Source organism: Idiomarina aquatica (genome assembly GCF_004362895.1).
Taxonomy (GTDB): Bacteria; Pseudomonadota; Gammaproteobacteria; order Enterobacterales; family Alteromonadaceae; genus Idiomarina.
In genome coordinates this window covers 24492-46300 of record NZ_SNXI01000016.1, presented here as the reverse complement: position 1 = coordinate 46300, position 21809 = coordinate 24492, and the positions used below count along the sequence as shown (strand labels likewise).

Below are 21809 nucleotides of genomic sequence, written 5' to 3'. Positions count from 1 at the left end.
TGTAATTTCCTCTTAGTAAACCGCTGTTATTGATGCGTCGTCTATCTCCGCCGCGAAGCGTTGTTTTAGCTCCGCAACGGCTTGGTTCTGATGTATCCATTCTACCGCGAGTTGATGCTGATACGCATCAATCCGTTGTTGGATCATTAATGGGGTCGGCACCCGGGGTTCTTCAACCGTAAACTCAAAATTTCCATTGCTGGATAACACCTCAGTCAGTGCATCGCGAACCGTCTGCTCGGTCGCAGCACTCAATAAACTCTGTTGATCAGGCGCGACAACAACTCGCCAATGATTATCAGCAATCTTTTCCAGGTTAGAATTTAACAGTAACTGCCGTGCTAAACCGGTGACTTCGGTCGCGACAATAAGCGCCGCCCATTCATCGAGCTGTTCTGCGCGGCGAATATCCGGCGTCAGCTCGGCGCCGGCTTCAGGCATTTTCCCGGGCTTTTCGCGGTTACCCGGGGCTGTTGCAGGAGTTAATTTGGTATCTGGCGAACTGTCGTCTGCTGATGGCTCATTGGTGTTTTTTTTTTCGCCTGCCGGTGCCGGGCTAGTCGATGTGTCGTTGCTCTGCTGCAACAATTGCTCCCGCGTTTTAAGCAAATCATCCAGGCCTGAATTATCTGACGCCTGCGGCGCTGGTTCGGGTTCAGGTCCAGGTTCGAGTTCTGGCTGTGATTCTGGCTGCGGCTGCGGCTGCGGCTGAGGCTCTGGTTCCGCCGCGGGCTCGATTGCGGTCGCTGGCTTAGTGACAGGCTCTGGTAATGAGGTAGGCTCGGCAGCAAAGTCTGCTGATGGTTCAACATTCAAGCCCTCGGTCGGTCGAAATGCAAGTAATCGCAACAATGTCATTTCTACGCCGCTACGGTCGTCAACACTGTACGGAAGCTCTTTTCGCCCTTCCAGTACGATCTGATAATAGAGTTGAACCACCTCTGCCGGAACTTGTTGTACCAATGTATTAAAGCCGGCGGACTGTTCCTCATGGTTGGCTAGTTCAGGTAACTGCTGAACTAACGCCAAACGGTGTAATAAGGCTTGTAATTCAGTCAGAACGACACTGATATCCGGCAATAACGCAGTCATTTTTTCTAGCTGCTCAAATGCGCCGTTAGCATCATTTGCGACAATGTGTTGCAACAGTTTCTGCACGTCAGCGACGGGCAAGTTACCCAGCATCTGCTGCACGCTTTCCAGCTGAACCTGGCCACGCCCCTGCGCTATCGCCTGATCGGTAAGACTCAGCGCATCACGCATGCTGCCCCTCGCTGCACGGGCTAATAACGGTAATGCCCTGGCATCATACGGAACGGTTTCGGCGCTTAAAACGTGTTCAAGTTGACCACTGATGAGATCGCTGGTCAGTGCCCTTAAATTAAACTGCAAACAGCGGGAAACGACTGTGATTGGCAATTTTTGCGGATCGGTAGTGGCCAGTAGGAATTTAACATGCTCCGGCGGCTCTTCCAGCGTCTTTAACAGCGCATTAAAACTATGCCGGGATAACATGTGCACTTCGTCAATCAAATAAACTTTGAAGCGCCCCTGCGTTGGCCGATACTGGACATTATCTAACAGTTCCCGGGTGTCTTCGACTTTGGTGCGCGATGCCGCGTCAATTTCCAGTAAATCGACAAAGCGTCCCTGGTCAATTTGCAGGCAACTTTCACATTCACCACAAGGTGTCGAGGTAACGCCCTGTTGGCAGTTCAGTGCTTTGGCCAGAATGCGAGCGATGGTGGTTTTACCGACACCGCGGGTTCCGGTAAATAAATACGCGTGATGCAGACGGTCATTTTCGAGGGCATGGCGTAAAGGTTCAAGCACATGAGTCTGGCCAACAACTTGGTTGAATTGCGCCGGGCGCCACTTTCGTGCCAGTACCTGATAACTCATGATGTCGAAACCTACCTAGCCATTAAAAACGACACAAGGTATAGCATGCTACCCCTTGTTGCTGCAATTTTTGTTCACCCGGTAATTCATCTAAGGTAACCAAAAACGCTGCTTCCTGGATAGATGCCTGGGTTTGCTCAATTAGCTGCACCGCTGCCGCCACGGTTCCTCCGGTAGCCAGCAAGTCATCAATAATCACCACGTGATCGTTTTTATCCAAGCTATCAGCCCGAATTTGCAGTTCATCGGACCCGTATTCTAACTGGTAACGCTGACTAAGGACTTCGCCCGGCAGTTTGCCCGGTTTGCGAAGTAACGTTAAACCACAGTTCAATGCTTTTGCCAGTGCCGCGCCAAAAATAAAACCACGCGCCTCAATTGCAGCTATTTGGGTAATTTGACTACCGCGATAACGCTCAGCGAAATACTCTATGCTAGCAGCAAATGCATCGCCATCCTGTAGCAAAGGGGTAATATCTCTAAAAGTGATACCCGGTTTCGGGTAGTCAGGTATCGACGCTATGGTCGCTTTAATCTGCTCAACCGTCATCATAACCTAGGCAACCGAACGCTTTATATTGGCAAGAAGAGTTTTCCGCACTTGTTCACCATCTAGCGGCTTACTAAAGCACTGCGTCGCACCAGCCTTTAACGCTTGCGGCTCGACCTCAATCAGATCCTGGGTGGTCATAAAGAATACCGGTGCATCCTTATACACGGGTAAGTCACGCAAGTTTTTCAACAGCGTAAGACCATCCATAAGCGGCATTTTGTGGTCAATCAAAACCATATCAAAGGCGCTGGATTTCGCTTTACTTAAGCCATCAAGCCCATCCCGGGCAAAGGTTAGATTAAAATTTAGTGGGTTAATTTCAGCTTCTAATTGCTGACGAGTTCGCTCTTTATCCTCGACCACGAGTAGAGAGACGGACATACTAATCTTCACCTTTATTGTTCGCCAATCCTGGCGCTAATTATTCTGCTACTAGGCAGAAAAGAACTGTACAATCCGCAGAACCAGCGGCAGACAACTAACGCCTACAAACAGAATTAAGCCCGCTAGCAGGTACTTAAAACCCGCTGGCTCTTTGTAATTTTCAGCAGCCATAATACATCCCTCTGTTTAAAGTCGGCGCAGATCATACTCCAGAAACCGTAAATTCACAAATATCGGTGAATCGAGTAGGAGGAGGCCTCTAGGCCTCCGTCCTCTCACACCACCGGGCGTACGGTTCCGTACCACGGCGGTTCATAGGTTATATTTGAACTGATGGTAACTGTCCATCAGCGATATCAGGCCCAGTTTATCAAACAACTTCTTCGGTACGGCCTGATTCATGTGCGAAGCACCCGAGTTCCACCATGGGCCGCGCCCATTGGTGGTGCTCAGTACTGCTCGTTTCTCAGTAATACCGAAGCGCATCAACATCCGTGCACGGGTTAGACCTCGCTTCCATTGTCGCCACAGTATCTTTCGCAGATGGCGGCGAAGCCAACCATCCAGTTCGTTAAAGATACCTTTAGCGGTCGCGTGACAAAAGTAATTTATCCAGCCACGCAGTTTGGGCGTGAGTTTGTTTATCGTTTTACGGATATTCCAACCTCTGGCCATTCGAAGTAGCGCCTTGATGTTGCCTTTAAAGCGTTTCACGCTTTTGTCAGTCACTTTCAGCCGGATGTTGTATTTCCGGCTGCATACCGTATAGCCAAGGAAGCTGCGCTTCCATGGCCTGTCGGCAGCACTCTTTTCTCGATTGACTTGAAGCTTCAGGCGCTGTTCAAGGAACTTCGTTGTTGAGGCCAGCACTCTGTGCGCTGCGCGCTCACTGCTCACATAGATGTTGCAGTCATCCGCGTAGCGGCAGAAGCTATGACCTCGCCGGGTCAGCTCCATGTCCAGCTCATGGAGCAGGATATTCGATAGCAACGGCGAGAGCGGCCCACCCTGCGGTGTACCTTCCGTTCGTGCTATCACGACTCCGTTGTCCATGATGCCCGCTTGCAGGTACTGGCGTATCAGTTTGAGCACGGCTTTGTCCTTGATAATCCGGGCGATGCGCGACATTAAAATATCGTGGTTCACCCGGTCAAAGAAATTCGCCATATCAATGTCGACCACCCAGCGTTTACCCGACTCCATATAATCCCGGGCTTGATGCACCGCTTGCACGGCGCTTTTGCCCGGCCTGAAGCCGTAGCTATGCGGTGAGAACATCGGCTCGAACTTCTCGCTCAACACCTGGTGCATTGCCTGCTGGATAAGCCGGTCTATCACACAGGGAATGCCCAGCATCCTTGTGCCGCCGCCGGGCTTAGGTATCTCTACCTTGCGCACCGGTTGAGGTTGATAGCTTCCATCCAGCAGTTGTTGTTTAATAGGCTGCCAGTGTTGTTGCAGATAACCTTTCAGCTCGTCTGTGGTCACACCATCTACCCCGGGCGCGCCTTTATTCCGGCGCACTCGATGGTAGGCTTGCAGCATATTTGACCGTTCAAGTATCGCTGACATTAAGTCCATGTCAGCCCCGTTCAGAGTGTTTCCCGCTGATGCCCTGACGTACGGCACAACCTGAGCGTCCCGCGCAAGCTACTGGCTCCACGTTTTGGCTCAGGTGAACATTTGCTCTTGCTGTGGTAAGTAACATCATCGAATCAGCAGGATCCAAACCATAACCTATGTTCAGCCCTTCGGTTGGCGGTGACCAACCTACTACGGCATCGGCTGACTTCTGTGCCTCCATCCTGATACTTCACAGCATCAGTAGCCTTAGGCAGAGTCACAGACCTCCCGGGGTAATACGCGTGACCTTCACACTTATGCCTGCCGCATCTACGTCCATAGTTTCCGTGTAAGTATTGGGCTTTAGCAGTAATGGCTACCTCACCCACTATGGCCGCCTCGTATGCAGTTTCTGTTCGTCAGGCCAGTGTTTTGCTTTCCGCTTCCTTCAGATTCCACCTCGCGATGGACACCCTTGCGGTTCAGCTAGTGATTCCCCTTACCGGGCTCACAGAGGACTCACACCTCCAAGTCATTCTGCCAGCACCACCTGTACAGAAACAGCTCCCATCAGGGCGCTACGCGCCATGCCCGGCGCACCAATAAAAAACCCTGCTCAAAGGCAGGGCTTTTTGCGAGTCGAAACTGCGCTTAAGTTACAGGCTAACGCCCCGACGTTCTGCTGTTGACTGGATATACCCACGCCAACTGCGAGCACTGCGACGTTGACCGTCAAACTCTGCAGCACGGTTTACCGCACGAAGAGCTTCCGGGTACTGTTCACTATAGAAGTAAGCTTCCGCCAGCGACATGTAGACACGGCCTTCATCATCGCCTTCCAGGTAGTCCAGTGCATTACGCAAAGGCTGCACGGCATCAGCGTAGCGCTCTGCTAACATTAGCAAGTTACCACGTTTGCGGTAATACTCGCCTTTGTCATCAGCATCGTCTGTCGCTTCAGCTGCACGAAGGTACCAATCAGTCGCTTCATCGAATTCTTTAGCGCGGTGATAACTATTAGCAACGGTTGCAAAGTTTTTTGCAGTTGCTTCGATATCACCCTCATCGATGTGCTTCGCCATAGTGATCGCTGCACGGTAAGGAATACCTGCATTGTCATAAAGTTGAACCAACATTTTGTATTGGTTTTCTTTATCCAGGTAACCCGCCAAATAAGCAGTTTCCATGGTTGCCAATGATTTATCGAAGTTCTCTTCAATCATGTAGAACTGCGCAAGTTGTGGCCACCATGAAGTGACTTCCGGCAGTAGGTTAATACCTTCTTCCAATACCTCAATTGCTTGTGGATACATCTTACGTTCGTAGTAAGACGCCATCAGCAATGTGTAGATATTCTTATCCGCTTCTTCCGCATTATTCAGAGCAGCGCGCGCAAAGGGAACAACCTGAGCGAACTCTTTCTTCTGGTAATACGCATTAGCGACAAAAGTCAGAACCTGTGGATCAAGATCACCGGTGAACTCAAGCCAGCGCGACAAGTAGTTAATCGACATGTCATATTGTTCTTCCTGCAACGCCAACTGACCTACCAGCTTCAATACCGCGGCTTGGTCATTCCAACCCAGAACATCTTGGTCGGCTGAGCTTTTGAGGATATCCAATGCACGTTCGATCTGCTCATCTTGCGCATACAAGGTTCCTAAAAAACGCCCCATATAAGCGCGGTCATAGGTACCTTGATCAAGATCCGGATACTCTTCTTCAAGAATCGTAATCGCTTCCTGAAGTTGCTCTTGCTCGTATAGCTCAAAAGCATCCATAATCGCACGCCCGGTACTTTGACCTGCAGCTTGGTTTTTACGGCTTTCCTTTTGAGCAGCTACGGTTTCTTTGCTTGGGATGTTCAATCCCAAATCCTGTGCCGCGACCGATGTGGTCGCAAGCACTGATGCAAAGGCAAGGGCACTAACAAATGTCTTCATTGCTGCTTTCATTTCTTATTGCCCATCCATAGTAAAGTCGAGCTGAACGGTCATACCCGGTTGGGCGATAGCTTTGCCATCGACAACCTTCGGCTTGTACTTCCACCGCAACAACGCGCGGCGAGCCTCTCGGTCAAACACTCGACGAGGTTCAGAGTCAATTACTTCGACGTCAGTTACGCTACCATCAGGTGCAATGGTGAATCGCAGTTGTACCCAACCTTCGGTGCCGTTGCGGGCAGCAGATGGCGGATAACGCGGTTCAATACGCACGATTGGCGTTGCGTCACCGTCTTGGTTCAGTAGGTTACCAGGTCCGGATAAACCGGTGTCTGCACCACCTACGTCTACGTCAAAGCCCATGTTCATGTTCATGCCGCCACTATCGCTAGTGTCAGGTTCTGCCTGAGGTGTCTCAGGTGGAGCCTCGGGCGGCGGTGGCGGTGGCGGTGGTGTCCGCTGCCGCTGCTGAACGTCGGACTCAGGAGGCGACGTTACGATCTCAATGACCGGCGTTGGGGGTGGAGCTTCGTTACTCTTCGCCCCTCCGCCGATTAAGTAAGCCATAAAAGCAAACAGAGCAAACGTAACGGCCGCACCTAGTAGTAAAGATACTAAAAAGCGAACCATATTAGTTGTTCTCCGCTGCTATGGATATCTTATCGATACCCGCTTCCTTAACTTGGTCCATAACTTCGACAACACGACCATGCTGAGATTCCTTGTCAGCCTGGATAACCACCAAGTCGGTCGGTTGCTCAGCAAGCATACGTTCTAAGTTTGCTGCAACACGCTCAACTTCAACTTGTCGTTTATCCATCCAGATCTCACCGTTATCACGAATAGCGATAAAGATGTTAGCTGAAGGCTCCTTGGTCGCTTGGTTGGCTTCAGGTTTATTTACCTGAATACCCGCTTCTTTGACGAAAGAGGTCGTTACGATAAAGAAGATCAACATGATGAAGACGATGTCCAGCATCGGCGTCATATCGATCGCCGCATCTTCCTCTTCGCGAATACGATTACGTGCCATAATTTTACTCTCTTAGTGATGTGGCAGACTGTCGACCAGGCTCTGTTTCGCACGACGTACTTTACTTTCAAGACGTGTTGCGAAAAACATACCGGATAACGCTGCAACCATTCCCGCCATCGTAGGGATTGTTGCCATCGAAATACCCGATGCCATCAAACGGGGGTTACCCGTACCCTGCACTGCCATGATTTCAAATACCGTAATCATACCGGTCACAGTACCCAATAGTCCTACCAGAGGACAAAGTGCAACACAGGTTTTAATCAACAGAATACGTGCATTCAGTTTATCGTTAGCTTCGGAAATCCATGCTTCACGGATTCTATGTGCGTACCATGAGGTGGTATCTTTCCGGGCGTCCCACTTCGCAATAATACTCTTGCGAAGTTTAGGGAATGCGCCAGACAGGAACCAATAACGCTCAATCATCAGTACCCACATTAGAAAGAGTACCGCCATGACGACGTACAGGACGTCGCCACCGGTCGCAATAAAATCCCTGATAGATTCCCAAAGTTCCATCAGGTAAAGCATGGGATTACTCCTTCTCCGAGTGAGCCGCTACGATACCAGCCGCCTGCTCGTCCAGAATGTGAACGATTGACTTGCTGCGGCCTGCCACAAAACTGTGAGCCAAAATCAACGGGATTGCCGCGATAAGACCCATAGCTGTTGTTACCAACGCCATTGAGATATCACCTGCCATAATTTTCGGGTCACCGGTACCGAATAGTGTGATTGATTGGAAAGTACCAATCATACCAACTACCGTACCCAATAGACCTAACAGAGGTGCAATCGCTGCGAAAATCTTCACTACGTTGATACCGCTTTCGATCTTAGGTGTTTCTTTCAGAATTGCTTCGTCAAGTTTCAGCTCAAGATTCTCAGCATCGCTGTTTTTGTTCGCGTGATATACCTTCAATACACGACCCAGTGGGTTTTTGTCTGAAGGATTATCGATGTTCTTAAGCTGCGAACGCATCTTGCCGCCGACAGCAGTCAAAGTAACTAGCTTGTACACTGCAATCAGTAGACCGATGATTAACACCACGGTAATAACGTAACCGACTGTACCACCTTGGTGATAACGTTCTTCCAGAGTCGCTTTTTGAGTCAACAGACCCAAAATTTGGCCGCGAGAAGGGTCAAGATAAAGACCTTCATAGCCTTCGCCTGTGCCAGTGAACTCACTGTTTTGGCTAACGATATAACCTTCAGGCTGACGACCCAGTGGCTGAACCTGTTCAGTAGTATCATTGTAAGTCAGGTATTCACCATTTTGCTGAAGCAAGTTGAATACACCAACACGAGTGACCTCTTTGCTTTCAGCGCCGCCGTCTAATTGGTAGACGTCAGTAGTGAAGTTAACAACTTTGCCTGATTGAATCATTTCGGTTAGCAGAGCCATCCAAAGTTCTTCAAGTTCAGGAAGTGTTGGTAATTCTTTAGCTTCTGACAAGCTTTCCAACACGTCTTCACGACCTGGGTATTGAGCACTTACGATAGAGGTTGCGATACGACCGATAGTCTCGGTAGCTGCACCACGAACCACACCGAACATTTCGCCCAATGTACCTTTCGCGTTTTCTAGCTCTTGTTCTTTATTAGCAAGGGTAATTTCGTTTTCAGAGAATTGATTCTGCAAACGCTTACCACGTGCTTCTTCGTCAGCCAATTGCTGTTTAGCTTGGTTTAACAAAGCTTGCTTGTCAGCACGTGCGGCAGTGAATTCAGCTTCACGCTCGGCACTTAATTGACGCGACGATACACGATTTTTTTCTACCAACTGCATCAGCTCTTCCAAGCTTTTTGCGTTGGTATTGTCCTGCGCATTGGCAGCGAGAGTCGTACCTGCAGAAAGGCTGACTGCTGCCGCAATCATTAACGATTTAACTAGTTGTTTCATTCTGCACTCTCCGCTGCGAATACTGGTAGTTTCACAAGATCGAAAGCTGTTTGCTTACGAGACATACGAATCGCTGTCGTCAGAGGGTTAAGGTACTCATCTTCAAGCGCTGTCCACTCGTTGGATTCATTGTTATAAATCCAAGCGTTTTTAAGGTCCAATGATTGTGCTAAGAAAGCCACACGACCCATGTGGAAGAAATCAACAGCCACTTCCTGACCGTCGATATTCAGGTTGCCCTGATACGAGATAAGGCCAGAACCGTAGTCAAGCTCGGCTTGGTACGCTTCGACGATCTGACGGAACTTCTCTGAAGTAGAAACGTTTGAGTTACCCATTAAGTCTTCCAGGCGAGCAACGCGGTCTAGACGCTTCTCTTTCTGGATTGGTAGGTCAAGCTCAACAAATTCAGCTAATGCGTCGATCATTTCATACATCAATGGAACAACGCCTTGCTTAGTTTCTTCGATGCCGTCGATCTGACGCTGCAGCGAGTCGATAGTTGCCTGTTGGTCAGCGACCAAACCAGCAACGTGGTCGTTATAGACCTTCAAGTTCTCGTACTCTGCAACAACTGAGCGATACTCGATCAATAAGTCCTGGCTTTGCTCGAACAGCGAGTCAATCTTTTGTTGCGATTGCTCCTGTGCGTTCAGGATCTTTTGTTCTTCGTTCTGTAGCTTAGCTACATCAACTTGCTGAGCAGCAGCGACGCCGGTGCCCGCAAACGCCATCACACCCATCAGGGTTGCAGCGAGTTTGGTTCTCTTGATTACTTTGGTCATAGTTCCCAACCAATTTTAATTAACTTCCGCTTCAACGTCTGAGACGACGCGAAACACCAGTTTATGAGTGACGAAAAGATCAAATCCAACTCTTTGCTTGCCTTAAACAAACAAGCAATAACTCACGAATATTCCCACGATGGCTATACGCTGTCAACCTGCCCTGAGCCAGTGTTCACTGCGTTATAACAGCCGTGGATTGCGCTTTTCGCGTCGTTATTGTTGTATTTAAGAGCAGCTGAAGACAACATCCTGTCATCTTTATTCGGTAACATTCCCGGCACAAAACAGCATAAAAACTGCCCATTTCGGGATACTACTCCTACTCGCATAGTATCACTTTTTGATCCGCGAACAACAGCCTGTTATAAATTTTAACTTATTTTAAACATCTCTGCTTTAAACTTATACCGAATGTAAAGAACGCTTTGTTTAGTCCGCATCGTCATATAATATAATTTACGATGGTTCGCTCACTAATGACGCAAGGATAAAGGGTTTGCAACAACTCGACAACATTGTCACCAGGCTTGAGCAACAAGCGCAGCAATTTGATGCTGAAAACCGCAAACGGCAACGTAAATTGCGCGAGCAATGGTTTTCGCAGTCGCTGTTTCATAGTCGTTCTAACCTGGCTGTCGACTATGTACAGGAGCTAAAACAACTCATTGCCAAGCTGAGTGATGCAAACCGACCCGAGGTGCGAAACTTTTTAGCTGAACAGGTTAGTCAGCAACTTATGGCGTTGACCACAGCCCTGAATGGGTCTTCACTACCTGTCGAGAAAAAAGATAAACGTCTGGTTCAGCAGTCACGATTAGCCCAGATGCATCAACAGTTAGCTACCTATCGCGGCTATGAACAGCGCTTACTAATAAATATCGAAAACTGTCGGCGCCAGCATGACAGTATCGGCGCACAACAACAGGAAAAACGGCTGAACCGTTGTCAGCAGGCATTAGCTACGCTGGAAGCTTCTATTCAACAACTCGAAGAAGGCCGCTAGTTTGGTTCCGTTTGTATATCACCCGCGTTACAGTCGATTAGAGTTACCCCCGCGCCACCGCTACCCTATCCAAAAATATGCCTTACTTAAGCAGTGGGCTGACGAGCACGGGGCCAAACCAGAACAATGGGTACAGCCAACACCGTTGCACTGGAATGAGGTAACCCGTGTACATTGCCCTGACTACATTACGGAGTTAGTTAATAATAGAATCGACAGAAAACAATGGCGGCGGGTCGGCTTCCCCTGGTCTGAGCAACTGTTGTTACGCACTCTGACATCTGCCGCAGGAACCCGGGATACTGCCATGTTGGCAATGCAATATGGTTGCGCAATTCATTTTTCCGGCGGTTATCACCACGCGCACTATGACTGGGGAAGCGGCTTTTGTTTACTCAATGACCTGGCGATTGCAGCAAAATCGGTGATTGATGCTTGTCCACAAAGCAAAGTGCTTATTTTTGATACTGACGTGCATCAGGGCGATGGCACCGCAACACTCTTTGCTGACGAACCTCGCGTGGTAACTTGCTCATTGCACGGCGAAAAGAATTTTCCTTTTACTAAGTCGGAATCTGACCTTGATATTGAATTACCCAAAGGCACCACCGACGACGACTATCTGGCGGTAGTCGATGCAACGCTTGAGCAACTAATCGTCAGCCATCAACCTGATCTTATTTTGTACGACGCAGGCGTCGACATCTACCGACAAGATGAACTGGGTCACTTGTCGATTAGCTTAAATGGAATTTTTAACCGCGACTACAGGGTCTTGAGTACCGCCAGAAAACACAACATCAGCTGCGCGGCAGTTATCGGCGGCGGCTACCAGCGTAATTTGGCGCGTTTAATCAAGGCGCATGCGCAACTATTGCGGGCGGCCTATCACGTTTGGAAGTAGTTATTTAAACGAATAAAGATGGGTGGCGACTCCACCAGCCACACCCCGGCACCCACATCCCTGACTACGGCTGCTCCCTTCCGGGCCTGACCGGGTTCGCCAGTTAGTGTTGCGAGGGGACCCGCAGAGTCACCATAACGCTTACGAATAAGCCCATGCATTATGGCGTAGTCACGGGCTTGATACAAGCTCTGTCTCAGCTAGAACGGATTAACTGATTACTTTTTCTGCAGCTTTGCTGCTATTGCCTGTTTCGCTTCATCTGAACTTAAGGCTTTAGCAAAATATCCGGCTTCGTGGCTTATCCGATCAGCAACTGATTGCTGCGGCGATTTAATCAATTGCTTGCTAATCCTAAGTGCCTGACGCGACTGTGAGGTTAACTTAGCAATGACGTTGTCAACGTGTTGATCGAGCTCGTCTGCGGCCACTACCCCGTTAACAAAGCCAAACTGTTGTGCTTGTCGGGCACTAAAGTTATCACCGAGTAAGAGCAATTCCGATGCACGCTGGTGGCCGCACAAACGCGGTAATAACAGGCTTGAGCCCGCTTCCGGTAGCAAACCAAGTTTTACAAAAGGAAGTGCAAAGGTGGCATGCTCACTGGCATAGACTAGGTCGCAATGTAGTAACAAGGTAGTACCAATACCTATCGCTAAGCCGTTAACCTTAGCCACGATGGGCACGGTGACACGGTTAATGGTATGCAGAAACTTAAATGGTGGCGCGCTTTCGTCCAGATTTTCGATAGCGAGGAAGTCGTTTAAATCGTTACCTGACGAGAAGCTGTCGCCTGCCCCTTCAAAAACCACGACAGATACCGACGCATCATTATCAGCCGCAATTAACGCCTGTTCGCACGCCGTATACATTGCCTGGGTAAAGGCATTTTTCTTTTCCGGTCTGTTCAGTTTTATCCGGACAACGCCGTCCGCGTGGCTTACTTCTACCTGTGGAGTATCCATGTAAAAAAACCTCGTACTTAACTGGTTGTACCTGTTAAGCACGAGCCTATCAGCTTTTTACTTATTGTTCACGCTTTTGCCAGGCTGCCGCAGTTTTTTCGTGTAGCGGAACAATCATTTCCAGCGCTGACAAATCACTGGGCTCCAGCTGCATTTGATTATTCTGTTTTGGTGTGACGCGCTCCCCCCATTGGATCAAGCCTGCCCCACAGGTAAGTCCGCCGCCAAACACCGCAGACATAATCTTGTCGCCGGGTTTAATAACACCGGAGTCTGCGGCCTCTGCAAAAGCAATCGGTAAAGTGGCTGACGAAGTATTGCCGTATTTTTGAATATTAATGACCGTCTTTTCGCTGGGCACTTTACAAAGTTTGGCCAGATAATCGATTAGCCGTTTATTTGCCTGATGAGGAATCAGCGAGTCAATGTCGTCAGTCGTTAAGCCGGTTTGCGCAAATACATTTTCAACCGCCGCATTCATACCTTTTACTGCGCGCTTGAATATTTCCTGACCGATAAAGTCAAATTGCATGATGCCGTCAAAACCAAAGCGATCAAAGCTTAAGCCAAAGTCGAGACTCAATACATCGCGCGCATCGGCATCACAACTAATATGGCTGGCTATTAAACCGCTTTCCTGGTCAGAAGCCTCTAATACCATTGCGCCCGCGCCGTCACCGAATAGCACCGCACTCTCGCGTTTAGTCCAGTCCAGAATACGCGTTAACCGTTCTGCACCAATAAGTAATACGCGCTGATGAGCCCCGGTACGAATAGCCTGAGTCGCCATATGCATGGCATATAGAAAGCTACTGCAGGCGGCATTCAAATCAAACGCGGCGGCATTTTTCGCGCCAAGATCACGCTGCACTGCTGACGCGACATTAGGAATAATTTCGTCAGGGGTACAGGTACCAACAATAATCAGGTCAATTGATTCCGGATCCAGATCAGCTGCCGCTAACGCGTTTTTAGCCGCTACGGTGGCAAGCTTAGAGGTACCAACATGACTTACCCGGCGTTCAGAAATTCCCGTTCGCGAGACAATCCATTCATCGGAAGTCTCTAAAAACGTCGCTAAATCATCGTTGGTCATAACCGCGGGAGGGAGACATTTGCCCCAACCGGTAATTTCTGCGTATTTATTCACAATGAACCCTTTTACCTCTGGCTGCTGCGACCTCAGTCACCGCACAGCTTTTAAACACGGCGTAAAAAACCTGCTAAAGCGTTTTAGCAGAAGCCCTTTTTACCGTATCATAGCACGAATGTTAGTCTGTTGAATGCTCGTCTTAAAGGTAACGCCAATGATCGGATCTGTAAAAGCCCGTTTATCTAGCACCTTGCTCATTGCGCTAACCAGCGTACTGCTCAGCGCATGTGCCAGTGCACCACAGCCGTTAATTATTAATCTAAACCCGGTAACCAATAAGCTGTCGCAATCCGTGCAACAAATCACGGTTAACGACCAGCGTTCACACAGCTATTTATATCGCCAGTTAAAAAGCGAAGACAAAGCACGGTTCACGGCCCCCTCCGTGCCGCTAAAAGCTACCATTGAGGGATCTCTTCAGACGCTGGTAAAACCAACCACTAATGGCAACTTACAATGGATCATCACTATTGAAGAAGCAGTGGTTAAAGGCACCAGCAGCGCATTGAAGTATCAGCTGAAACATGAAATTGAGTTGCGTGTTACGGCAATTAATAATAACCGACGTTACAGCAATGTGTATCGTGGTCGGGCAGAGTCCAGCGCCATAGGACGTGCCGATGAAGCGGTTATCGAGCGCGAATTCTCTGCATTACTGGCGAGGGTTCTGACTGACATCAGTAACGACCCTAAATTGCGCATCAGAGATAACGAATAGAAACCAAGAAGAAAAAAATCATAGGGAGAATAACATGGTGATGACGAGGTTCTCGACAGTTAAAAGTTTCCTTGCGTTGGTCCTGCTAACGGCAAGTATTGTCGCTCCGGCAGCGGCTCAGGTACAACCTGATAACCCATTCCCGCGTGTTGTTTTTGTCACCAGCGCCGGTGATATTACCGTAGAGCTTAACCGCGAAGCAGCGCCGTTAACCGTCGAGAATTTTTTCCGCTACGTTAAAAAAGCCCAGTACAACGGTACTATCTTTCATCGCCTGGTGCCTGATTTTGTCTTGCAGGGAGGTGGTTATGATGCTGACTTCCAGGCTAAGCCAACCTTCGAAACCATCGTAAACGAATCCGGCAATGGCTTGCTTAATACCTATGGCACCATTGCTATGGCCCGTGAACGAAAACCGCATACGGCGACGCGTCAGTTTTTCTTTAATCTGAATGAAAACACCTCACTCGACCCGGACAGTGGCGATTGGGGCTATACCGTTTTCGGGCGCGTTGTTGACGGCTTAGATGTATTAGAGCAGCTGGCTAAAATCGAATCTCTTCCCTACGACAAAGAGACCGGTTGGCGTGATGTCCCCGCTGAGCCGCCGGTATTAAAACGCATTGAAGTAGTGCCGGCAAACTGATGGCAGCTTCGGCGTCCTTCGGTCAGGATTTGCGGGTATATTTACAGCCCCGGGTGCTGGTCATTTTTATGCTGGGCATTGCCAGTGGTTTTCCCTGGGTGATGATTAGCTCAGCGCTGTCCGCGTGGCTGCAGGAAGCCGGCATGACACGCTCAGTCATTGGCTACTTTGGTGCCGTTTTTAGCGCATACTCGATTAATTTTTTGTGGTCGCCGTTAGTCGACTCCTTAAAAATTCCCTTATTGGCTCGTTGGTTAGGGCAGCGCCGCAGTTGGATCTTACTGTGTCAATTAGTCATTGTCGCCGCCTGCTTTGCGCTTTCCGGACTGGATGTTACCGATAACGTACACCTGGTTGGCCTGTTAGCAATGGCTATCGCCATTAGTTCTGCAACTCAGGACATTGCCATCGATGCCTACCGCATTGAATCATTCGCAGTAACCGAAGGCCGTTTGCAAAGCGCCGGTGCTGCTATGGCTACCGCCGGTTGGTGGACCGGCTACGCCGGCTTGGGGGCGATACCTTTCTTTATTGTCGATAGTACCGAAGTATTATGGCAGCATGCCTACGCCGTGTTGGCAGGTATCATGCTGGTCATTGGCATCATGGTGTTAGTGGTGCGCAAGGCAACATACCATCAACAAGACAGTCTCGGCGACAAAGCCCGGACAAACTGGCTGGAACGGCTACAGCATATCGTGATCGCGCCTATTCGCGAGTTTTTTATGCGTAGCGGAATTAAATTTGCTGTGTCTGTGCTGCTGTTCATCTTTTTATTTAAAATCGGCGAAGCCTTTTTGGGCCGCATGTCGATTGTTTTTTATAAAGAGATAGGTTTTAGCAACGAGCAAATTGGCACTTACTCAAAACTGGTTACCTGGTGGGTGACTATCATATTTGCTTTATTGGGAAGCGCCGTTAATCTGCGCATGGGCATAGTTAAAGGCTTATTCCTGGGTGGATTAGCCATGTCTGCGTCCAACCTGATGTTTTCCTGGATTGCTTTTACCGGACCCAGCGAATCGCTGTTTTTGAGTGCGGTAATTATTGACGGCTTTACAAGCGCCTGGTCAACAGTCGCCTTTGTCGCCTTTATCAGCCTACTTTGTAATCGCACTTTCACTGCCTCACAATATGCGCTGATGGCATCCTTGGGAACCTTAGGCAGAACATTGTTATCCACATACAGTGGCGCGGTTGTCGATGCACTGGATGGTAACTGGGCGTTATTCTTCTTCTTAACCGCAATTATGGTGTTACCCAGCCTGGCATTTTTGTGGCATATCCGCCATACCCTGACTCACTTAGAGAGTTTGCGCGATGAACGCTGAACCAAGCTCAAAGTTGAATTGGCTGGTGACAGGTCCCGGGGCAATCAGTGGTTTGATCGCGGCAGGCCTGCTTGAACAGCAACAGTCAGTGCATTGGTTGACACGAACAGCAGCGCAGCACACTTGCATCGATTGGTCGTTGACTAAAGGAAGCAGCTGCCAGCATTACCAAACTCCGGTTTTTTCGGCCGGGCAACGCATCGATGCGGTTATACTGGCAGTTAAATCTTATGACCTCAGCAATGCATTGCAGCGCCTCGACCAGCTCAACATTGATGCTAATTGCCCGGTAATTATAAGCCACAATGGCATGTCAGATATTGCCAGCAAGCGTCCGCTGTTTGCGCTATTGACCACACAGGCCGCAAGCCGCGATGGTTACGCGATAACAAAAAACGGCGATGGCGAGAGTTGGTTGGCTCAGTCTGCGGTTAATCAGCAACAATTATTACCCGACACAATTCAGCAGCTGCTCAAAACTGCATTTGCCCCCTTATCTGTGGTTGAAGACATTCAGCGACGCCAGTGGCAGAAGCTACTAATTAACTGTGTTATCAATCCATTAACGGCAATATACCGGGTTAATAACGGCGCGCTGGCGGAATCACGCTTCCGGGCTGAGAAAGATGCTTTAATTGAGGAGTTTATAGCAGTAGCTGCCGCAGAGGGTCAGGACATTGATTTTGATTCGGCCCAACAGAGGGTGGATGCGGTGATTAACGCCACCGCCAAAAATCGCTCATCCATGCTGGTGGACGTTGACAATCAACGTCCTACCGAAATTTACGCCATGAACGGCTTTATCGTAGAAAAAGCAGGCCAGCATGGATTAAGTGTTCCCTTGCACAAGAAGGTGACTTGCGCCTTAGGCGCAAGTTACTTATCTTCGATAAAGTCGACAACTTCAAGACCAAACCCTGACAACGCCGAGTAGCGTTTAGGTGAGCTCATCAAGTGCATTTGATGAATACCCAGGTCGGCCAGAATTTGCGAACCCACACCCACGTTGCGCGACGCATTTGAGGCTGACGCCGTCGGTTTTTGCTCGCCTTGATCCTGCGCTTCAAACTCTTTTACCTGCGCGATGATATCATCAGCGGTTTGCTGACGACCAATAATAACCAGCACGCCGTCGTGTTCTGCCAGATATTTCATCGCTTTGTAAATTGGCCAGCTACGTTTTGCGGCACGCTCTGTTAGCAAGGTATCGTGAAAGGTGTCCTGCAAATGCACCCGAACATTGGTCGGCTTGTCTGCGTCGATGTCGCCATGCACCAAAGCATGGTGAACCTGTTGATCAATCGAGTCCTGATAAGTTACCAGGGTAAATTCACCGGCACTGGTCGGTAACCGACATTCAGCAACCCGGGTCACGGTTTTTTCTTTCATCGAGCGATACTCGATCAAATCTGCGATGGTGCCGATTTTAATATCATGCTCTGTGGCGAACTTTTCTAAATCCGGGCGACGCGCCATGGTGCCGTCTTCGTTGAGTACTTCAACGATAACCGAGGCCGGCTCAAAGCCTGCCAGCCTGGCCAGGTCACAACCCGCTTCGGTGTGACCGGCGCGGTTCAATACCCCACCCTGCTTGGCTTTTAGCGGGAAAATGTGACCCGGCATCACCAGATCTTCAGGTTTCGCATCTTTGGCCACCGCATCTTTAACCGTTTTAGCCCGATCGGCCGCTGAAATTCCGGTGGTCACGCCTTCCGCAGCTTCGATAGAAACCGTAAAGTTAGTCGCATAAGGTGCGTTATTTTTGTCGACCATAAGTGGCAGGTTCAGTTGTTTACAACGCTCTTCCGTTAACGTCAGGCAAATCAAACCGCGGCCGTAGCGTGCCATAAAATTAACCGCTTCGGGTGTAACACAGTCCGCTGCGATAATTAAATCACCTTCATTTTCACGGTCTTCGTCATCCATCAGGATAACCATTTTGCCCTGACGAATATCTTCAATAATTTCTTCTGTGGTATGCAGTGACATAGTTACCCTTATTTTTGTTCCTGTTTTGGCGTCGCAATAATACGATTATCGCTGCCAATAGTGCGCCGATCTGTGATGATAAATTGCGGCGCTTGAGACAGTTCTGTAAATTCCCCGAGCTCCAAAGCAGCCCTGGCAGTCGGGCCTAATAGCTGCGTGGATTGATATAAAAACAGTTGCTGCACCAGCTGTTGTTGCAACAACGCACCGGCCAGGCTCGCACCACATTCAGTCCAGACTAAATTAACCTCGCGCAGCGCCAGCTCCAGCATGGCATCATGTAAATCTATTTTATTATCAGCGGTCTTTTTAACGATGATCTGGTGGCAATGCGGATGGCGGCTGGCATTAGCCTCAGTATGGCGTATTAACCATACCGGTGCCTCTGAGGCAAATAATTGCAAATCGTCATGAATACGATTCTGGCCGTCAATGACTACCCGAATCGGCTGTTTTAGCGGCGTCGGCAGCTCTCTCGTCGCCGGCCACTGTTCTGCCCGCACCGTTAACCTTGGATTATCTGCCAGTACCGTATCAGCACCGGTCAAAATTGCATCGGCCTGGGCACGCCAAAATTGTACATCTGAGCGCGCGGCCGCTGAGGTAATCCACTGACTTTTGCCATTGGCTAATGCGGTTCTGGCATCTAACGAGGTTGCCATTTTTAATCGTAACAGCGGCAATTGGGTCGTCATGCGGTGAATAAAGCCCGGATTTAAGGCTTTCGCGGCGGCTTCTAACACACCAACCTGCACTTCAATTCCGGCCTTCTGCAAATTGGCAATACCGGTTCCCGCAACCTGCGGGTTAGGATCCTGCATCGCCACCACCACACGCTTAACCTGAGCATCAATCAATGCATTAACGCACGGTGGGGTGCGGCCAAAGTGACTGCAGGGTTCAAGGGTGACATAAGCGGTAGCACCTTTCGCCTCGGCGCCGGCCGCAGTGATGGCATTCACCTCGGCATGAGCTTGCCCGGCTTGTTGGTGCCAGCCTTCGCCGACAATACGGTTATTTTGCGTTAATACACAACCGACTGCTGGATTTGGCGACGTGGTCAGGATGCCGCGACGCCCGAGTTCCAGCGCCCGATGCATCATCTGGTGGTCAAGCTGACTTTGCTCGCTAATCATTAAGGCGCGCTATCTCCTCGCCAAACTCGCGAATATCCTCAAACGAGCGATAGACAGAAGCAAAGCGAACATAAGCCACTTTATCAATTTGCTTGAGGTTATCCATTACCTGATTACCAATGAAGTCGCTACTGATTTCGCGTTCACCGGTAGCACGTATGGCTGACTTAATTTTATTAATCGCCTGTTCCATCAGTTCCAGGCTCACCGGACGTTTTTCCAATGCTCTTAGCAAGCCATTGCGAAGTTTATCTTCGTTAAAGGGTTCCCGGCTACCGTCAGACTTAATCACTCGCGGCATAATCAACTCAGCCGTTTCGAACGTGGTAAAACGCTCCTTGCAGTGATTACACTCACGCCGCCGGCGCACCGATGCTCCATCCGCGACCAGTCGCGAATCAATCACTTTAGTGTCTTGGGTGCCGCAAAATGGACAGTGCATCGGTGTTCTCCGTTTAGCTTACCGCGTTATTTATAAACCGGAAAATTTGCACACAGCGCTTTAACCTGTTCACGCACTGCGTTGATCGTATCTTCGTTGTTAATATCGTCTAAGACATCACAAATCCAGTTTGCCACCTGTTTTGCCTCAGCATCTTTAAAACCGCGACGGGTAATGGCCGGTGTTCCCAGACGTAACCCTGAGGTCACAAACGGCGACCGCGGGTCATTAGGCACAGCATTTTTATTGACCGTGATAAACGCACGACCTAAGGCCGCATCAGCATCTTTACCGGTGATATCCTTATCGATCAAATCGACCAGGAACAGATGATTCTGAGTACCGTTTGAAACAATTTTATAACCACGCTGCTGCAGTGTTTCGACCATCACGTTGGCATTTTTCAGCACCTGCTCTTGATAGCTCTTAAACTCAGGCTGCAAGGCTTCTTTGAATGCGACCGCTTTAGCCGCAATCACGTGCATCAGTGGACCACCCTGATTGCCCGGGAATACCGCACTGTTCAATTTCTTGTGCAGTTTTTCGTCGTCTTTACCCGACAAAATCAGGCCGCTACGCGGTCCGGCTAACGTTTTGTGTGTGGTGGTGGTGACCACGTCTGCGAATGGTATTGGGCTAGGATAAACACCTGCGGCAACCAAACCGGCAACGTGTGCCATATCAACCAATAAATAGGCGCCGACTGCATCAGCAATTTCGCGAAAACGCTGCCAGTCGACAATACCGGAATAGGCTGAAAAACCTGCAACAATAACTTTAGGCTGGTGTTCTTTAGCTAAACGCTCAACTTCTTCGTAATCAATTTCGCCAGTCTCTTCGGAAAGACCATAAGCCACCGCGTTATAGAGTTTGCCCGAGAAGTTAACACTTGAACCGTGAGTTAAGTGGCCACCATGCGCCAGGCTCATACCCAGAAAAGTATCACCGGCTTCCATCAACGCCATAAACGCAGCCGTGTTGGCTTGTGAACCCGAGTGCGGTTGTACGTTAGCGTACTTGGCGCCGAATAGCTCTTTGGCGCGCTCAATCGCCAGGTCCTCTACGATATCAACGTATTCACAGCCACCATAGTAGCGTTTATGCGGATAACCCTCGGCATACTTATTCGTTAACTGCGAGCCTTGAGCTTCCATCACACGCTGGCTGGTGTAGTTTTCTGATGCGATCAGTTCAATGTGTTGCTCCTGACGCTCGACTTCTTTGCTCATAGCGTCCCAAAGTTCAGCATCAAATTCAGCGATATTGTGTTGCGATTTTTGCATTACAGCTCCCACTTAACGGTTTGCGATGGCTAACTTCCATCATGACTGCGAATCTTAACGACTCAATAGTGCCGCCATTTTAACCTAAAACGACAACTAATGCCTAGTTAGACTCATCAAACAAATTTGGGCATTTACCCCATTTGGCATTAAACTAGGGA

Annotated in this window: 24 protein-coding genes and 1 other RNA gene; 6 read left to right on the top strand and 19 right to left on the bottom strand. The window is 49.3% G+C overall.

What is annotated here, in order from left to right:
• Window positions 1–12: 12 nt before the first annotated feature.
• From dnaX to DEU29_RS10835, 12 genes are all read right to left on the bottom strand, one after another.
• Window positions 13–1902 (bottom strand): DNA polymerase III subunit gamma/tau, encoded by a 1890-nt coding sequence (dnaX, locus tag DEU29_RS10885; RefSeq protein WP_133540381.1) that lies wholly within the window; start codon window positions 1900–1902, stop codon window positions 13–15.
• Between the two features lie 22 nt (window positions 1903–1924).
• Window positions 1925–2455 carry an adenine phosphoribosyltransferase gene (locus tag DEU29_RS10880; protein WP_133540380.1) on the bottom strand — a complete coding sequence of 177 codons (531 nt, stop codon included), beginning with the start codon at window positions 2453–2455 and terminating at the stop codon, window positions 1925–1927.
• 3 nt (window positions 2456–2458) lie between these two features.
• Window positions 2459–2836 carry a response regulator gene (locus tag DEU29_RS10875; RefSeq protein WP_133540379.1) on the bottom strand — a complete coding sequence of 126 codons (378 nt, stop codon included), beginning with the start codon at window positions 2834–2836 and terminating at the stop codon, window positions 2459–2461.
• 51 nt (window positions 2837–2887) lie between these two features.
• Entirely contained in the window at window positions 2888–3010 is a 123-nt protein-coding gene (locus DEU29_RS14195) for a hypothetical protein (protein ID WP_279513248.1), read from the bottom strand.
• A 141-nt stretch (window positions 3011–3151) separates the two neighbouring features.
• The gene (gene ltrA / locus DEU29_RS10870) at window positions 3152–4420 is read right to left on the bottom strand and encodes a group II intron reverse transcriptase/maturase (RefSeq protein WP_208107635.1); all 1269 of its coding nucleotides are present in this window, start codon (window positions 4418–4420) and stop codon (window positions 3152–3154) included.
• A 1-nt stretch (window position 4421) separates the two neighbouring features.
• Window positions 4422–4643 carry a hypothetical protein gene (locus DEU29_RS10865; RefSeq protein WP_133540378.1) on the bottom strand — a complete coding sequence of 74 codons (222 nt, stop codon included), beginning with the start codon at window positions 4641–4643 and terminating at the stop codon, window positions 4422–4424.
• Window positions 4644–5058: 415 nt separating this feature from the next.
• On the bottom strand, window positions 5059–6345 hold the full coding sequence (locus DEU29_RS10860) for a tetratricopeptide repeat protein (protein WP_243734572.1): 1287 nt from the start codon (window positions 6343–6345) through the stop codon (window positions 5059–5061).
• A gap of 15 nt (window positions 6346–6360) precedes the next feature.
• Window positions 6361–6975: an energy transducer TonB gene (locus DEU29_RS10855; protein ID WP_133540376.1), complete on the bottom strand. Its 615-nt coding sequence runs from the start codon at window positions 6973–6975 to the stop codon at window positions 6361–6363.
• A 1-nt stretch (window position 6976) separates the two neighbouring features.
• Window positions 6977–7378 carry an ExbD/TolR family protein gene (locus tag DEU29_RS10850; RefSeq protein WP_133540375.1) on the bottom strand — a complete coding sequence of 134 codons (402 nt, stop codon included), beginning with the start codon at window positions 7376–7378 and terminating at the stop codon, window positions 6977–6979.
• A gap of 12 nt (window positions 7379–7390) precedes the next feature.
• Window positions 7391–7915, bottom strand: a complete 525-nt coding sequence (locus DEU29_RS10845; protein ID WP_133540374.1) for a MotA/TolQ/ExbB proton channel family protein — start codon at window positions 7913–7915, stop codon at window positions 7391–7393.
• Window positions 7916–7919: 4 nt separating this feature from the next.
• Complete coding sequence (locus tag DEU29_RS10840; RefSeq protein WP_133540373.1) at window positions 7920–9290, bottom strand: MotA/TolQ/ExbB proton channel family protein; 1371 nt, start codon at window positions 9288–9290, stop codon at window positions 7920–7922.
• Entirely contained in the window at window positions 9287–10075 is a 789-nt protein-coding gene (locus DEU29_RS10835; protein ID WP_133540372.1) for a DUF3450 domain-containing protein, read from the bottom strand. The genes DEU29_RS10840 and DEU29_RS10835 overlap by 4 nt, the downstream gene beginning before the upstream one ends.
• Window positions 10076–10574: 499 nt before the next feature.
• On the opposite strand from DEU29_RS10835, the gene priC reads away from it, so the two are divergent.
• Both priC and DEU29_RS10825 read left to right on the top strand, forming a co-directional pair.
• Entirely contained in the window at window positions 10575–11081 is a 507-nt protein-coding gene (priC, locus tag DEU29_RS10830; RefSeq protein WP_166635910.1) for a primosomal replication protein PriC, read from the top strand.
• Window position 11082: 1 nt separating this feature from the next.
• On the top strand, window positions 11083–11985 hold the full coding sequence (locus tag DEU29_RS10825; RefSeq protein WP_133540370.1) for a histone deacetylase family protein: 903 nt from the start codon (window positions 11083–11085) through the stop codon (window positions 11983–11985).
• A gap of 29 nt (window positions 11986–12014) precedes the next feature.
• On the opposite strand, the gene ffs is transcribed toward DEU29_RS10825, so the two are convergent.
• The 3 genes from ffs to DEU29_RS10810 form a co-directional block, all read right to left on the bottom strand.
• An RNA gene (gene ffs, locus DEU29_RS10820) (signal recognition particle sRNA small type) lies at window positions 12015–12111 on the bottom strand.
• A 92-nt stretch (window positions 12112–12203) separates the two neighbouring features.
• A complete protein-coding gene (locus DEU29_RS10815; protein ID WP_133540369.1) occupies window positions 12204–12950 on the bottom strand; it encodes an enoyl-CoA hydratase in 747 nt (248 codons plus the stop codon).
• Between the two features lie 61 nt (window positions 12951–13011).
• A complete protein-coding gene (locus tag DEU29_RS10810; RefSeq protein ID WP_133540368.1) occupies window positions 13012–14100 on the bottom strand; it encodes a ketoacyl-ACP synthase III in 1089 nt (362 codons plus the stop codon).
• Window positions 14101–14257: 157 nt separating this feature from the next.
• Here DEU29_RS10810 and DEU29_RS10805 point away from each other — a divergent pair, with 157 nt between their 5' ends.
• The 4 genes from DEU29_RS10805 to DEU29_RS10790 are packed head-to-tail and all read left to right on the top strand — an operon-like array spanning window position 14258 to window position 17732.
• The gene (locus tag DEU29_RS10805; protein ID WP_166635909.1) at window positions 14258–14821 is read left to right on the top strand and encodes a YajG family lipoprotein; all 564 of its coding nucleotides are present in this window, start codon (window positions 14258–14260) and stop codon (window positions 14819–14821) included.
• Between the two features lie 40 nt (window positions 14822–14861).
• On the top strand, window positions 14862–15467 hold the full coding sequence (locus DEU29_RS10800) for a peptidylprolyl isomerase (RefSeq protein WP_133540413.1): 606 nt from the start codon (window positions 14862–14864) through the stop codon (window positions 15465–15467).
• Complete coding sequence (locus DEU29_RS10795; protein WP_243734571.1) at window positions 15467–16798, top strand: AmpG family muropeptide MFS transporter; 1332 nt, start codon at window positions 15467–15469, stop codon at window positions 16796–16798. Before DEU29_RS10800 ends, DEU29_RS10795 begins: the two co-directional genes overlap by 1 nt.
• Window positions 16788–17732, top strand: a complete 945-nt coding sequence (locus DEU29_RS10790) for a ketopantoate reductase family protein (RefSeq protein WP_133540366.1) — start codon at window positions 16788–16790, stop codon at window positions 17730–17732. Before DEU29_RS10795 ends, DEU29_RS10790 begins: the two co-directional genes overlap by 11 nt.
• Here the strand turns inward: DEU29_RS10790 and ribBA are convergent.
• From ribBA to glyA, 4 genes are read right to left on the bottom strand one after another with little or no spacing between them, the layout of a single operon-like run.
• Window positions 17675–18787: a bifunctional 3,4-dihydroxy-2-butanone-4-phosphate synthase/GTP cyclohydrolase II gene (gene ribBA, locus DEU29_RS10785; protein ID WP_133540365.1), complete on the bottom strand. Its 1113-nt coding sequence runs from the start codon at window positions 18785–18787 to the stop codon at window positions 17675–17677. The two genes, DEU29_RS10790 and ribBA, sit on opposite strands and share 58 nt — an antisense overlap.
• Window positions 18788–18795: 8 nt before the next feature.
• The gene (gene ribD, locus DEU29_RS10780; protein WP_133540364.1) at window positions 18796–19923 is read right to left on the bottom strand and encodes a bifunctional diaminohydroxyphosphoribosylaminopyrimidine deaminase/5-amino-6-(5-phosphoribosylamino)uracil reductase RibD; all 1128 of its coding nucleotides are present in this window, start codon (window positions 19921–19923) and stop codon (window positions 18796–18798) included.
• Complete coding sequence (gene nrdR, locus DEU29_RS10775; protein ID WP_105306918.1) at window positions 19916–20365, bottom strand: transcriptional regulator NrdR; 450 nt, start codon at window positions 20363–20365, stop codon at window positions 19916–19918. Before nrdR ends, ribD begins: the two co-directional genes overlap by 8 nt.
• A gap of 26 nt (window positions 20366–20391) precedes the next feature.
• Window positions 20392–21648, bottom strand: coding sequence for a serine hydroxymethyltransferase (gene glyA, locus DEU29_RS10770; protein ID WP_133540363.1), 1257 nt, complete (start codon window positions 21646–21648; stop codon window positions 20392–20394).
• Window positions 21649–21809: the final 161 nt, after the last annotated feature.

Bases quoted from the DNA above. Each gene is read 5' to 3' on its own strand.
- DEU29_RS10865 (WP_133540378.1), bottom strand. From the start codon at position 4,643: ATGGAGGCACAGAAGTCAGCCGATGCCGTAGTAGGTTGGTCACCGCCA.
- DEU29_RS10840 (WP_133540373.1), bottom strand. From the start codon at position 9,290: ATGAAACAACTAGTTAAATCGTTAATGATTGCGGCAGCAGTCAGCCTT.
- nrdR (WP_105306918.1), bottom strand. From the start codon at position 20,365: ATGCACTGTCCATTTTGCGGCACCCAAGACACTAAAGTGATTGATTCG.
- DEU29_RS10880 (WP_133540380.1), bottom strand. From the start codon at position 2,455: ATGATGACGGTTGAGCAGATTAAAGCGACCATAGCGTCGATACCTGAC.
- DEU29_RS10850 (WP_133540375.1), bottom strand. From the start codon at position 7,378: ATGGCACGTAATCGTATTCGCGAAGAGGAAGATGCGGCGATCGATATG.
- DEU29_RS10835 (WP_133540372.1), bottom strand. From the start codon at position 10,075: ATGACCAAAGTAATCAAGAGAACCAAACTCGCTGCAACCCTGATGGGT.
- DEU29_RS10800 (WP_133540413.1), top strand. From the start codon at position 14,862: ATGACGAGGTTCTCGACAGTTAAAAGTTTCCTTGCGTTGGTCCTGCTA.
- DEU29_RS14195 (WP_279513248.1), bottom strand. From the start codon at position 3,010: ATGGCTGCTGAAAATTACAAAGAGCCAGCGGGTTTTAAGTACCTGCTA.
- ltrA (WP_208107635.1), bottom strand. From the start codon at position 4,420: ATGGACTTAATGTCAGCGATACTTGAACGGTCAAATATGCTGCAAGCC.
- dnaX (WP_133540381.1), bottom strand. From the start codon at position 1,902: ATGAGTTATCAGGTACTGGCACGAAAGTGGCGCCCGGCGCAATTCAAC.
- DEU29_RS10860 (WP_243734572.1), bottom strand. From the start codon at position 6,345: ATGAAGACATTTGTTAGTGCCCTTGCCTTTGCATCAGTGCTTGCGACC.
- DEU29_RS10805 (WP_166635909.1), top strand. From the start codon at position 14,258: ATGATCGGATCTGTAAAAGCCCGTTTATCTAGCACCTTGCTCATTGCG.
- glyA (WP_133540363.1), bottom strand. From the start codon at position 21,648: ATGCAAAAATCGCAACACAATATCGCTGAATTTGATGCTGAACTTTGG.
- ribD (WP_133540364.1), bottom strand. From the start codon at position 19,923: ATGATTAGCGAGCAAAGTCAGCTTGACCACCAGATGATGCATCGGGCG.
- ribBA (WP_133540365.1), bottom strand. From the start codon at position 18,787: ATGTCACTGCATACCACAGAAGAAATTATTGAAGATATTCGTCAGGGC.
- DEU29_RS10790 (WP_133540366.1), top strand. From the start codon at position 16,788: ATGAACGCTGAACCAAGCTCAAAGTTGAATTGGCTGGTGACAGGTCCC.
- DEU29_RS10815 (WP_133540369.1), bottom strand. From the start codon at position 12,950: ATGGATACTCCACAGGTAGAAGTAAGCCACGCGGACGGCGTTGTCCGG.
- DEU29_RS10845 (WP_133540374.1), bottom strand. From the start codon at position 7,915: ATGCTTTACCTGATGGAACTTTGGGAATCTATCAGGGATTTTATTGCG.
- DEU29_RS10875 (WP_133540379.1), bottom strand. From the start codon at position 2,836: ATGTCCGTCTCTCTACTCGTGGTCGAGGATAAAGAGCGAACTCGTCAG.
- DEU29_RS10855 (WP_133540376.1), bottom strand. From the start codon at position 6,975: ATGGTTCGCTTTTTAGTATCTTTACTACTAGGTGCGGCCGTTACGTTT.
- DEU29_RS10795 (WP_243734571.1), top strand. From the start codon at position 15,467: ATGGCAGCTTCGGCGTCCTTCGGTCAGGATTTGCGGGTATATTTACAG.